Annotated in this window: 16 protein-coding genes; 10 read left to right on the plus strand and 6 right to left on the minus strand. The window is 39.2% G+C overall.

Going from position 1 to position 12,549, the window contains the following annotated elements; all coding sequences use genetic code 11:
* The first annotated feature begins 14 nt into the window (after nucleotides 1-14).
* Nucleotides 15-161, plus strand: coding sequence for a hypothetical protein (locus HYT61_02035; GenBank protein ID MBI2063000.1), 147 nt, complete (start codon nucleotides 15-17; stop codon nucleotides 159-161).
* Here the strand turns inward: HYT61_02035 and def are convergent.
* Complete coding sequence (gene def / locus HYT61_02040) at nucleotides 158-601, minus strand: peptide deformylase (GenBank protein ID MBI2063001.1); 444 nt, start codon at nucleotides 599-601, stop codon at nucleotides 158-160. The two genes, HYT61_02035 and def, sit on opposite strands and share 4 nt — an antisense overlap.
* Nucleotides 531-1,061, minus strand: coding sequence for a hypothetical protein (locus tag HYT61_02045; protein ID MBI2063002.1), 531 nt, complete (start codon nucleotides 1,059-1,061; stop codon nucleotides 531-533). The genes def and HYT61_02045 overlap by 71 nt, the downstream gene beginning before the upstream one ends.
* Nucleotides 1,062-1,124: 63 nt before the next feature.
* On the opposite strand from HYT61_02045, the gene HYT61_02050 reads away from it, so the two are divergent.
* From HYT61_02050 to HYT61_02075, 6 genes are all read left to right on the plus strand, one after another.
* The gene (locus tag HYT61_02050) at nucleotides 1,125-2,540 is read left to right on the plus strand and encodes a glutamate--tRNA ligase (protein ID MBI2063003.1); all 1,416 of its coding nucleotides are present in this window, start codon (nucleotides 1,125-1,127) and stop codon (nucleotides 2,538-2,540) included.
* 2 nt (nucleotides 2,541-2,542) lie between these two features.
* On the plus strand, nucleotides 2,543-3,886 hold the full coding sequence (locus HYT61_02055) for a peptidoglycan DD-metalloendopeptidase family protein (GenBank protein ID MBI2063004.1): 1,344 nt from the start codon (nucleotides 2,543-2,545) through the stop codon (nucleotides 3,884-3,886).
* A gap of 91 nt (nucleotides 3,887-3,977) precedes the next feature.
* Nucleotides 3,978-4,349, plus strand: coding sequence for a hypothetical protein (locus HYT61_02060; GenBank protein MBI2063005.1), 372 nt, complete (start codon nucleotides 3,978-3,980; stop codon nucleotides 4,347-4,349).
* A 98-nt stretch (nucleotides 4,350-4,447) separates the two neighbouring features.
* Nucleotides 4,448-5,095, plus strand: a complete 648-nt coding sequence (locus HYT61_02065) for a transposase (GenBank protein ID MBI2063006.1) — start codon at nucleotides 4,448-4,450, stop codon at nucleotides 5,093-5,095.
* Nucleotides 5,096-5,136: 41 nt separating this feature from the next.
* A complete protein-coding gene (locus tag HYT61_02070; protein ID MBI2063007.1) occupies nucleotides 5,137-6,393 on the plus strand; it encodes an NAD(P)/FAD-dependent oxidoreductase in 1,257 nt (418 codons plus the stop codon).
* Between the two features lie 78 nt (nucleotides 6,394-6,471).
* Nucleotides 6,472-6,816 carry a hypothetical protein gene (locus HYT61_02075; GenBank protein MBI2063008.1) on the plus strand — a complete coding sequence of 115 codons (345 nt, stop codon included), beginning with the start codon at nucleotides 6,472-6,474 and terminating at the stop codon, nucleotides 6,814-6,816.
* A 168-nt stretch (nucleotides 6,817-6,984) separates the two neighbouring features.
* Here HYT61_02075 and HYT61_02080 read toward each other — a convergent pair whose 3' ends face one another.
* A complete protein-coding gene (locus HYT61_02080) occupies nucleotides 6,985-8,589 on the minus strand; it encodes an AMP-binding protein (protein MBI2063009.1) in 1,605 nt (534 codons plus the stop codon).
* A 104-nt stretch (nucleotides 8,590-8,693) separates the two neighbouring features.
* On the opposite strand from HYT61_02080, the gene HYT61_02085 reads away from it, so the two are divergent.
* Both HYT61_02085 and HYT61_02090 read left to right on the plus strand, forming a co-directional pair.
* Nucleotides 8,694-9,458 carry a hypothetical protein gene (locus HYT61_02085; GenBank protein ID MBI2063010.1) on the plus strand — a complete coding sequence of 255 codons (765 nt, stop codon included), beginning with the start codon at nucleotides 8,694-8,696 and terminating at the stop codon, nucleotides 9,456-9,458.
* A gap of 58 nt (nucleotides 9,459-9,516) precedes the next feature.
* Nucleotides 9,517-10,191 (plus strand): hypothetical protein, encoded by a 675-nt coding sequence (locus HYT61_02090; GenBank protein MBI2063011.1) that lies wholly within the window; start codon nucleotides 9,517-9,519, stop codon nucleotides 10,189-10,191.
* Nucleotides 10,192-10,222: 31 nt separating this feature from the next.
* Here the strand turns inward: HYT61_02090 and HYT61_02095 are convergent, their stop codons facing one another.
* Both HYT61_02095 and HYT61_02100 read right to left on the minus strand, forming a co-directional pair.
* On the minus strand, nucleotides 10,223-11,203 hold the full coding sequence (locus HYT61_02095; GenBank protein MBI2063012.1) for a hypothetical protein: 981 nt from the start codon (nucleotides 11,201-11,203) through the stop codon (nucleotides 10,223-10,225).
* A gap of 136 nt (nucleotides 11,204-11,339) precedes the next feature.
* A complete protein-coding gene (locus HYT61_02100) occupies nucleotides 11,340-11,732 on the minus strand; it encodes a hypothetical protein (protein ID MBI2063013.1) in 393 nt (130 codons plus the stop codon).
* 12 nt (nucleotides 11,733-11,744) lie between these two features.
* Here HYT61_02100 and rpmA point away from each other — a divergent pair, with 12 nt between their 5' ends.
* Nucleotides 11,745-12,017 carry a 50S ribosomal protein L27 gene (gene rpmA / locus HYT61_02105; GenBank protein ID MBI2063014.1) on the plus strand — a complete coding sequence of 91 codons (273 nt, stop codon included), beginning with the start codon at nucleotides 11,745-11,747 and terminating at the stop codon, nucleotides 12,015-12,017.
* Between the two features lie 82 nt (nucleotides 12,018-12,099).
* Here rpmA and rplI read toward each other — a convergent pair whose 3' ends face one another.
* Entirely contained in the window at nucleotides 12,100-12,546 is a 447-nt protein-coding gene (rplI, locus tag HYT61_02110) for a 50S ribosomal protein L9 (protein MBI2063015.1), read from the minus strand.
* Between the last annotated feature and the right edge of the window lie 3 nt (nucleotides 12,547-12,549).

The following is a 12,549-nucleotide window of genomic DNA, read 5'->3' on the forward strand; positions in this document are numbered from 1 at the left end:
AGAGGTGTGTTTATATGAACTATTTGATTGCCGGACTTTCTGGAGTGGCTGTTGCTTTGATAAGTAAAAAAATGGGCTTACCACTTTGGGCCGCATTACTGATTTATATAGTCGGATTCATTATTCATAAGGTGGCTGGTTTTTTAGCTGAAACAAATTAAACCCGATCTCTTATGAGCATTCCTTGCAAGTGATCATATTCGTGTTGTAAGACACGCGCGAGAAACCCTCGCGCTTTTATTTTGATTTTTTTGCCGTTTTCATCAAGTGCCTTTATTTTTATTTTTTTTGAGCGTTTTATCTGGTGCCAATACCCGGGTATACTCAAACAGCCCTCCTCTACTTCGCCGGTATTTTTGGAAAACTCCGTAATCTCCGGGTTGATGTAGGCATCTGGCGCGCCGTTTTCGTCTGCCAGATTTTTATCAATCACAAAAATCTGCAAATCATGGCCTATCTGATTAGCCGCCAATCCCACGCCATTGGACTCAACCATCTTTTTCCTCATATCAGAAATTAGCGCTTTAATTTCAGGCGTTATCTTTTCTACGCTTTTTAATTTTTTGCGAAGTATTTTTTTGGGTTCTTTTACGATTTCCATTTTGAGGTAGATTGTTATTTTTTTCTTTTACCGGCTTTTTACCCCGCACCTTTTCTGGATTATTGGATTCTTGATGCGTAGCATCCTGTCCAGAAAAGGTGCGGGGTTTGTAGGCAGATAAATAAAGGAATAATTTGCCTGGTGTCTCAATTTTTTTTGCTTGTTTTAATTCGGCGAATATTTTGTATGCGCGTGGCAAGCCGATATTTTTAATTATTCCCAAATACATTCCGAATTTTTTAGGTTCTCCGCAAAAATCGGATATTTCTTTAGCAAGGGCATGCCTTTCACTATGCAGGCCATGTTCAGGTTTTTTGATGAAATATTCTATTTTTTGAAGTCCGCCGTTCAATTCGCCCTGCTGGATGCCACATTTGCTACATTTGCCGCCTATGACATCAAAGTCATGTCCAAATTTCTGGCCGTAGCAAAGAGCGTTTTTTTGGATATCTGTGGCCATTTCTACTTAAAAGATAAACCTTTCTGACTATTTTTTCAACCACTTCTTTGATATAATGGTTTTATGACTAAGGTGAAAAAAGAAGTAGTTAGGGTGCGAATTGCGCCATCGCCAACGGGATATTTACATATCGGTACTGCTAGAGCGGCCCTTTTTAATTGGCTTTTTGCTCGTCACAAAAGCGAGGGCAAATTTATTTTACGTATTGAAGATACTGACCTTGAGCGCTCGGAAAAGAGGTTTGAAGACGATATTATTTCTTCCCTTGAATGGCTTGGCCTGAAATGGGATGAGTTTTATAAACAAAGTGACAGAACCAAAATTTACTCCAAATATATTCAAAAGTTGCTGGACGACAGAAAGGCGTTTTGGTGCTATCACAGCGAGGAAGAATTAGAAAAAGAGAGACAAGAGCAGATGACAAACAAAAACATGCCCAGGCACGTGTGCAGTTTTCGTGACAATGTAGATGCGGCCGATGGTCGGCAAGGAATCATAAGATTAAAGATTGACCCGGATTCAACAAGAAAAATTTCGTTCTTGGATGTTATTCGAGGAAATATTGAATTTGAAGAACGATTGCTAGGAGATGTCAGTATCGCCAAGTCGGTTGACGTGCCGCTTTATCATTTTGCGGTGGTGGTTGATGATTATGAGATGGATATAACGCACGTAATTCGTGGCGAGGACCATATTGCAAATACGCCCAAACAAATTCTTTTGCAAGAAGCACTTGGTTTTGAACAGCCGCAATACGCGCACTTGCCGTTGATACTAGGGCCTGACCGGTCTAAATTATCTAAGCGCCATGCCTCAACATCTATTGCAGAATACCGCGGATTAGGTTATTTGCCTGATGCTATAGTCAACTTTCTTTTCCTTTTGGGGTGGACGCCGGATAAGTCGGAAAATGAAATTTTGACCAAGAACGAGGCAATTGAGCAATTTAACTTGGAAAAAGTTCATAAAGCGGGTGCGATTTTTGATATTAAAAAGTTGAACTGGATAAATTCACAATACATAAAAATGGAGAACGACGAAGGTCTGGCTAAATTGGTTCAGCCATTCGTGGCAAAACATTTTGGCCATCAAGAGAAAGAATTAATTGTAAAAATTGCTCCACTTTTGCGGGAACGATTGGAATATCTGGATCAAGTCAAGGAATTTCATTTTTTCTTCAAAGAACCGGAATACAGCAAAGAGTTACTGCAATGGAAGTCCAGAAGCGAGGACGAAGTCAAAAATTCTCTTGCGGAAGTTAAAAAAGTAATTGAGGAAATCGGTACGGAAGACAAAAGCCGGCTGCGCCAAGAGTTGGATGAACTTGGCAAGCGCCTTGAAGACAGGGGATTGGTGTATTGGCCGTTTAGGGTTTCATTAACGGGTGAAAAGGCGTCTCCCGATCCGGTGGATGTGGCTTTTGTGCTTGGAAAGGAAATGACTCTTCAAAGAATGGGTTCGGCGACTAAAAAGTCATAAAAATGTTAAAACTCTCTAGTAATTCCCACAAATTAAGCCGAGGGGTTTTAATTTTTACTTTGCTTGCTGCTTGTTATTTACTACTTGCAGCGCCCGTTTTTGCCCTTGACGATACAAGTCCCGTTAGAAGTCAGACATCAGTAGCGATGTCTGCAGATCTGCAAGCAGATCTTACTTCTAACGGGACAAGTCAAAAAATCCTTGACCTGCGCAAACAAATTGAAGAATTGACAAAGCAGGCGGAGCAATATAAAGGCACCATTGCGCAAAAACAAAAACAAGCGGATACTCTGAAAAAACAGATAGACATTTTAAATAATCAGATTTTACAACTCCAAACCAAGATAGTAATTACTGATCGTCAGGTTACTTCAACAAAACTTGAGATTGTGGACTTGGAAGGGCAGATATTTGATGCCAGTGAAAAGATAAATAAACAAAAGTTGGCAGTAGGGGAGCTTCTCTTGTTTCTTTACGAGCAAGACAGGTTAAGCTTGCTGGCGGTATTGCTCAAAAGTCCGCGGCTTTCTGATTTTACCGACCAGGCGCACCAAGTCCAGAACTTAAACAATAAACTCGTAGGATTATTGACGGAGCTCAAGACGCAAAAAGAAGACTTGGAACAAGGTAAACAAAAGTTGGATTTGAAAAAGTCGGAACTCGAGGCGCTCAACAGTAAACAAGTAAGCCAAAAAATTGCATTAAGCGGCAATAAAGTTGGCAAAGACGTGTTATTGGCGCAAACAAAGGGCCAGGAAGCCAAATATCAGCAACTTTTAAGCAGTGTAGAAAAGAAAAAAGCAGAATTTTTCGCTGAGTTGCAAAAATTTGAAGCAGAAGCGGTAAAAAGCGGAGCTTTTATTGTTCACGTTACCGCAGATTCGGTACCGATGCGTGGCAGTAAAATTTTCCAGTGGCCATATGACGACTATTATCTCACCCAAGGTTATGGTATGACGGCATACGCGCGGCGCGGCGCCTACGGAGGAGCGCCTCATAATGGGATAGATATTGCGGCCGGTTATGGCACACCTATCAGGCCAGTTGCGAGTGGCGCGATATTGGCAAGCGGTTTTAACAATGGTTTCGGCAACTGGGTAGCGGTTAGGCACGACCGCGGTCTCGTGACTGTTTACGCCCACATGCGCAGTCCAAGCGGTCTTGTTAACGGGACGCCTGTAACAGCTAACTCAATAATCGGCTACGAGGGCTCAACCGGTAATTCAACCGGTTCGCACTTGCACCTCTCACTGTACCGTGATTTCTTCACTTATATCAACGACAAAAACGGCCAACTATACTTCAACTATTTCGATGGCTCCCTAAACCCACTTGACTATTTATAAGCAGTATGTAAAGATATAATGGTCAGTGTTGCACTTTAAAAACCTATTTTAGTTGGTTTTATAGCTAAAACATCATCAGGAGGATACAAAAATGGTCAGACAGGTTATAGTACTAGAAAAAGAGTATACTTGTCCTTTGTGTTGTAGTGTGTACAAAAAACTGGAAAAAGCTAAAAACTGTCTAAAAAAACACAATGATGCCTGCAGGAAAATTTTACCAAATTACGAAATTGGTGATCGGGTTTTAACCCACCTTTTTAATGATGCCAACCATGGAAAAGAACATACTACTATTGTAAGAATTAAAGGAGACCTATTTGATATGGAACTTTTGGTTGAAAATGATAGAGGAGAACGTTATTGGGTCCAGGTGATAAGATATGGTACTTTAAATCTACAAGATAATCCCACGTTAGGCTTTAGAGTCTGCGTGCCCATCATTAAAAATTATAGCCATAACTAATTATGTCCGGCCGAAAAGCCGGTTTTATTTTTATTTATCCACACCCCCATCTTACTTAGGAGTTGAACTCCTAAGTAAAGTCAGATAGAATAACGCAAATGATAAAACCCAAATTTACAACTGGCGAGTTTTACCACATATTCAATAGGGGAAATAATAAGAGGGCGATTTTTTTGAAACCATTTGATTTAATGAGGTTTTTGCAAAGTATGCAGGAGTTTAATACCAAAGAACCAATTGGCAGTATTTATATCAATTCATTCAAAAACGAAGAACTTAGAAGTTCAACTCCAAAGTTAGAGAAAATAGTTGATTTTGTATGCTACTGTTTAAACCAAAATCATTTCCACATTCTTATTAAACAAATAGCGGATGGTGGTATAATTAAGTTTATGCATAGACTTGGTACTGGATACACAAACTATTTTAATGGAAAGAATAAAACTAGCGGAGCTTTATTCCAGGGGAGATATAAAGCTATCCATGTAGATACTAACGAGTACCTACTTTATTTAAGTGCCTACATTAATCTGAATTACAAAGTCCACCAACTTAGGAGTTCAACTCCTAAGTTGTGTAAATCAAGCTGGGAGGAATACACTAATGTCATGAATGGATTTTGTAATAAAAAAATAATTATGTCGCAGTTTAACAGTGCGGCAAATTATAAAGATTTTGCCGAGGAAGCTTTAAAAATAATAAGAAACAGAAAGGATATGGAAAAATCTCTAAACCTTATCACTTAGGAGTTGAACTCCTAAGTGAGTGATTTTGATACAATTAGTGCATGACTAAAATACTAATTCTTGGTGGGGGATTCGGTGGTATACGTGTGGCTTTGGATTTGGAGAGTAAACTTGGGAAAAGGGGAGATACGAAAATTACTTTGATTGATAGAAATAACAGTCAAACCTTCCATCCGTCTTTGTATGAAGTAGCCTCCATTTATGGTGTTAACCACGAACATCCGTATCACACCAAACTCCGTGGTACGATTTGCATTCCATTTAGTAAAATTTTTAAGGGAAAGAAAGTAGAATTTGTACAAGCTGAAATTAACCATATAGATTTGCAAGCTAAGCATGTCGTTACAAACGGCGGTGCTGTTATTGAATTTGATTATCTCGTGCTGGCTTTCGGTTCGATCGTTTCTACCTTTGGAACACCCGGTGTTGAGGAATACGCATTTAAGTTTAAAACAATTGAAAACGCGCTTATGCTTAACGACAAAATAGAGCAATTATTTATTGAGGCCAGTGAAAATAAAAGATCCCTGCCGATTAATATATTGATAGGCGGGGCAGGCTTCAATGGCATAGAGTTGGCGGCGGAGTTTTCAAATTGCGCGGTTCATGTAGCCCATCGGCATGCTATTGCCCAGCCCAATTGTGCGGCTATTACCCTGATAGAAGCCACACCGGCCATATTGCCGATGGTTTCAGATAAAGAGAGAAAAATAATAGAAAAACGACTGAAAAAACTCGGCATCAACATACTTACTAATTCTCCTATTGAAGAAGTCGGCCCGGATTATGTGAAAATAAAAAACGGCGATGTTTTAAGTGGCGATCTTATTGTCTGGACGGCTGGGGTAAAAACTCTCGATTTATTTAAGGGTATTTCTGGTCTTGAGCTAGATGATCGCGGCAGGATATTTGCGAATGAATTTTTACAGACAAAAAACCATACTAATATTTTTGCTATAGGTGATAACATTGTTTTTATTGATCCTAAAACTCAAAAACCAATTCCTCAAATGGCATTTCTGGCAATAGAGCAGGGGAGAGTGGCGGCAGAAAATATTATCCGACTCATCAACAGTAAAATGCAGTTAAAAAAATATGAACCAGATTATGATATTTGGATTGCGCCGGTTGGGGGCAAGTATGCCTTGGTGCACCTAAACGGATATAATTTTTCCGGCCTTTTGGGATATATTGCTAGAGAAGTGGTTGATTTAAGATATTTTTTGAGTGTTTTGCCACTTTTTGAAGCCATAAAACTATTTTTTGAAGATGCAAGAGTATTCAGCAGGAACGATTAAGGGTGTGGATAACTTCATTGACCTGATATATCAAATGTGGCATAATATAATTATAACAAAAGAGGGGAGGTGCTGATTTTGAAAAAAAATCTAGTTTACACAATCTCATTTCTTGCTGTTATCGCATCAATTATGTTTGTAGTTAGATATTCTTCGGCGTATTCAATTAATGAAACTTCTTTGCCTTTACCCTCAATTCTAAACATTAATCCTTTTGACAGCGATTTATTTAAAAATTTGGTTCCCAATATCGATTTAGGTACTACTATGCCAAACCTTAATCTTTTGAATATCAATAACCTTTCTAGCAATGACTTCGTAAGCGTTCTAAGGGCGGTTGCCATTCTAGCCATTAACCTTTTCTTAATTGTTATACAGACAGTGGCGGGCATATTGAAGGCCTTACTGCCGTTCCTGACTTAACCGGAAGACTTATTTTTAGTAACAGAGAGTTAGAACAATTCAGAGTGGTACGTCGCATAACTACGATTGTGCGACGTTATGTTTATATTTAAAATTGTGTCCACTCGCCTATTCCCCATAAAAAAGCCGCTTATTAGCGGACTTTATTTTTATAAATTTCTATCTTTTCTATGTTGATCGATACATTTGATTAACGGTTAACTCAAACTTTTTAAGCAAAGAGTTTTTTTTGATTTTCATTGTTGGGGTCATTTCCAATTCGGTATTATTTAATAACACAAAATTCTTTAGTTTGTGTATGCCCTCCCCCACTTGTGGTAGTCTCAACTTTATTTTTTCAGACAGTTCCCGAAATTCTGAATTTCCGTCAATAAATATTAAAGCTACCAAGTGTGGCCTGTTGACCCCGCAAATTACCGCTTCGTTTATTCTTGGATCAATTTTTCTGATTTCCTCTTCAATGAATTCAATTTTTTCCGGATTCACGTACTCACCATTTGCCAATTTGAAGCCATTGCCGAGCCTGCCAGTCCAAAAAATTTTTTCACCGTCTTTTCTGCAGGTATCGCCGGTGTGATAAATAACCTCGCCCACTTCGTTTTTACTGAAAACCTGTTCATTTGCCGAAGGGTTTTGGAAATATCCGGCCATAACACAGTCCCCAACCACCACTATCTCTTCTTCTTTAACACACATTTTGTTGTTTGGGCCAAGCGGCACGCCGTTAAATGTTAGGGGTCCGGCAGTTTCAGTTTGTCCGTATATGTCGTCTACTCGTATACCCAACTTGTCAAAGAATTCCAGGTCATCGCCGCTTATTTTAGCGGCCGCACTCACAAAAATCCTTGTTTTTCTAAAACCTAGTTTTTTCTTAATTGCGCGTTTTTTTAGCCACTGCGGTATTATCAAACCATGCATCGGTAATTTTTTAATTTGAGCTTCAATACTTTTTCTAAAACTGGTCCAAATCTTCGGAACTCCTATAAAAATTGTTGGTTTGACTTGCTGAAGAACAATTGGAAAATTTTTTCTTAGTTTTTCGGGGTTTTTTATAGCTTCTTTCACGTGTTCAGTGAAATAAACGGTGTAGCCGGCGTAAATTTGCCCAAAAAAAGTGGCGACCAATTCGGCTATGTGGCCAAGAGGCAAATATGATAAAATTCTTTCTTCTTCCGTCGCTTCTAGGGCGGCAGTGATAGCTTCAAGGCGGTTTAATATGTTTTTTTGTGTTAGCATAACACCCTTTGGCTGTCCCGAAGTGCCGGAAGTGTATGGCATAATAAGCAGGTCGTTTTCTCCCATTGCGGTGTAAAAGCGATAATAATATGACCGAGGTTTGTTAGATTTTAATAGGAGTAATTCGGTTCTCGCGATAATACCCTCAATCAAATAAGGATCTATTTCCGGCATTAATTCATACAGGGATTCGTTGGCCAAAACTAACTTTGGTTTGCAGTCGTCAATTATTTTTCTTAAATCAACCAACCCCTTTTCTTTAAGAAGCTGAACGTTGATTGGTACCGGAACGGCACCGATCAGGATTATACCCAATAGTGCGAAAAATGAATCTGGCAAATTAAGCGGGATGATTGCTACAAAATCCCCTCTTTTTATTCCTTGTTTACTTAGCCATTCGGCTACACACATTGCTTTCTCTTGATAATTGTACCAAGAATACTTTTCTTCTGTGCCGTCGGCTTTTAGAAGTACTATTGCTGTTTTTTGAAGATTAACCCGTTCTAAGCGTTTTTCAAAAAGCGATGAAATATTCATTCGGTTCACCACGTATGTATTGTTAAATTTCTGAACTGATATTACATGGTATTAATGAAACCGTCAATTAAAAGTTTTTATTATGGCGTGTTAAAATAAGAGCTATGTATTATTCTGATGTAGAAAATTTTAAGGCTGCAACAGGATACGAAATTGACGGAATTTGGTATCCGCGGGTTACTTCCATCGTTTCCATTAAGGCCAAACCGGCGCTTTATAAGTTTTACGCCGGCCAGGCAAGTTTTGCCGCTGGCGAAGCGGTTAAAAACAAATCGGCCGAGGAAGGCACGCTTTTGCATGAGACCGTTGAAGCGATTCTTAAGAACGAGCAACCCGCTATCCCCGATTCGGTGGCCCCCGCTGTTACAGCGTTTTTGGATTTTAAAAAACAAAATGAAATAATACCTCATCAGATTGAGACAAGAATCGTCAGTAAGAAGCACCATTATGCTGGTACCATGGATTGTCTTGCTGAGCTGAATGGCCAATTAGGAGTGCTTGATATCAAAACATCTTACGCGATTTATAGAGACTACGGCATACAGACCTCGGCATATGTAGAGGCTTTGCGAGAAAGTCCCTCCATGCCGTCTCTCAAGCGTTGGATTTTGCGGCTGGATCAATCTAGGTTTTGTTTGAAAGGTTGTGGTTCCAAGATGCGCGAAAAAGGCGGAAATATAAAAATACGTCCCGCTAAGGGAGTGGCTGCTTCCAAGTGTCCGCATGTTTGGGGCGAACTTCTTGGTGAAGTTGAACTGCGCGAACTTCTGGATATTGACAAAGATGTTCAAGCCTTTCTCGCCGCCAAAACTCTCTGGGAATGGGAGCATGATTACTGGCTCCGACAAATTCCCCGTCCCCGTCCTTGACCGTTAATTTTGTAATTGCTAATTTTTGTTAAAGCACTTTAAAAATTTTGGAGGCGCTATGTGGAAATCAGATCCTTGGCGCCTGTATCACATTGGTGATTTCTTTACTGATTTGGCGCTAAAGATTTTGGGTGGTGAAAAAACTGCCAGCTCTCAAGATTCCGGTGATATTAATAATTGGGATTTTGATAGCCAGATAGAAGTAAAGGGTTGCAGCAATCGCAATACTCTCAAGATCTATTCAAAGCAACTGGATGAAGAAGTTGAACAACTCGGATTTCCATTCAGTCACTTGTTGTATGTGATATTTTTTTATAGAAATCGTTGGTCAGATAGATCAAGGTCTTTGAGTAAAGAGACTCCCAACTACAAAACGCTTAATGCGTTTTTAAGTAAAAACATAATGGTTGCTTTTGTAATTGATGCAAGAGTGCTTATGGCTATTCGTCGGGTTAATGGCTTGAGAATGGAACAGCGAAATAATGATGTTGTTCATGTTATTAGGATAAGCAAGGGAATTCTTCACAATTTTGTAAAAGATTCCAAGGGTACACTTAAGCACTTTAAGCTTCGGGGATTCGGTGTTTTTAGTCATAAGATATATGGGGAATTTCGGGGTTCTTTGACTAATTTTGATTTAGTTTTTATCCTATCTAAAAAGCAACTGAAGAAGATTTTACAGTTCGACATACATTTTGATTCCGAAGACATAGAAATAGCCGGTACGCAATAGCTTTTTATTAAAAAACGCCCGTTGGGCGTTTTTAACTTTCAAATATTAAAAATTCTTGCGGTGGTTTTTGTCTAGTACCCCTTATTACTATATTACCTGTAATATAGTAATAAGCCGAAGGAATGTTAAATTTGCAGGTTCTCTCAATTGGGCACGAACCGCAAGTCCTGAAATAACTATTTACTTGGCTTCGATTCCAGGTTATATCAATTGGTTTGATGGTGGTTTTTCTTGCTTCATAATCGCCAACATTGGAGATATTCCCAGGATGCTGACTGCAAAGAGTCCTGGAGATAATCCACATGGCTTCGCACAAGCGCAAGGGATTGACGTTGTATTTAAGCAAATAACCAGAAAGAAGCTCACGGATGAGCGAGAGAGTTTTTTTGTTGTAATTGTCCTTGTCCCATTCTTCAATAAGCAATATCTCGTGTCCAAACATGGTACGCAAAACATGAAAATCTACAGGCGGCGGAAAATGGAATGAATCTATAAAACCTGCCTCCATGAGAAAATGTATAAGCATACTAACCATTTTCTCCTGGAATCCCAAGAAACCAGAGTTTTTGTTTTCAATACGGTTCTTTTTGACTAATTTATTTCTAATTCTTTCACACGCCTCTTCATAAGTTTCAACTCCTTCAAGAAGTTTTACCGGACTGCTGTCCCAGTACCGAACTAGCATTTTAAAATTCTCAACCCAGGCCCTGCCTATTTCTCTAGATTGAAAACCGAGGCCGACTTCACGTAAAAACCCAGTAATTTCCTGGGGATCTCTGTTCATTCCGTTTTCTGGGACGAATATTTCCGGTTTTGTTTCATATAGTTTTGCAAGTGATTTTATGGCTGTTATACTGTCAATTCCGCCCCTCATGTGATAACAAAGACAAAAAAGAAAAAGTGGGTGTTCTTTTGATCCTAAGGTCAGGTTCCTAGGCATGTTTTCCGGTATCTGTGGTGGTTTTGCCCACGGTTTGTCAAAAGGGTATTGGCCGGTATCGAAGGCGGCCATCAAACGGTTTAATACCAATTCGAGTTTTTAGATGTCTGCTCGCATTTTGTTTCCTTTTTAAGGTTCTAGCTTAAGACACGAGAGCAATATTAACTGTATTTATCAATAAAGTAAAATATTTTAAGAGTGGAGGGTATTATGGATTGCAATTTCCGGCAAGGATGTAGCCGGCTGATATTGCCGCGGTTTCGGTGGCGAAAGTAATTTTGTTTTTTTCGGTGATTTTGGAAGCGCTTGGGCACCATGGGAAATGATAGATTTTGTTGGCGCTATTTTTAGAAGCAACGACGAAACTAGGCGTTAGGTTGTAGGTGCTAGGTTCTAGCTTTGAATTTTGAATCCCCTTTTCATTGTTTCCTGTTGCCTGCCGACTATTAACCGGTTCAGTTATTGTAATTGGCAACTTTTGCTTATGTAATATTGAAATTTTACCAAGGTTGAAACTGATCATTGAAATGAAAATAACAACGAAAGTTAAAACAATATCTGACTGGTACATTTTGACTAATTTTAGTAATTTTGCTAACATAAGATTAATAAAATGGCGCATACAAAAGCTAAATCTACAACTAAGTTAGGCCGCGATTCCGAATCCAAACGCTTGGGCGTCAAGCTTTCAGACGGCCAGGTTGCTATTCCAGGCAACATTATTATCCGTCAGCGTGGCAGCAAGGTTATTGCTGGTTCGGGTACTCGCATGGGCAGTGATGATACTATCTATGCCATAAATACTGGCAAGGTTAAGTTTTCAACCAAAAAAAAGAACAATTTCGATGGCTCCAGACGATTGGTTAAAATTGTAAGCGTAGTATAGGTAAAGTCAACCCCATCTAGATCACATAAAAAACATGGTTATAACCATGTTTTTTATGTGATCTAGATTAATAATCCTACGTCTATTTATTAGCTGAAATTAAAATCTTAATTTTGCTTTTAACTTCCGGGTGCAGTTCTATTTCAACTTCGTGTTCACCTAACATCTTGAGATGTTGTGGTAAGTTTATATTTTCTTCTTTAAGGTTTATCCCCTTCTCCTTGACGGCCGCTAGTATTTTTTTCTCATTAACCGAACCGTAAAGATGCCCTTCTTCATTGGCATCTTCCTGGATTTCAATAGTTAGACCTTCCAGTTTTTTGGCGAATTCTAGCGCCCCCTCCTTACCTGTTTCATATTGTTTCTCGCGTTTTGACTTCAATATTTCTGCCTGTTTTTCAGCATCGGCTGTTGCGGGTTTTGCCAAATTTTTTATGAACAAAAAATTGCGGGCATAACCATCAGCCACATTCTTGATATCCCCTATTTGGGCTACACCTTTTATGTTTTGCAAAAAAATTACTTTCATAGG

Source organism: Candidatus Yanofskybacteria bacterium, assembly GCA_016181175.1.
Lineage (GTDB): Bacteria > Patescibacteriota > Minisyncoccia > 2-02-FULL-40-12 > IGHO2-01-FULL-4-A > 2-01-FULL-44-17.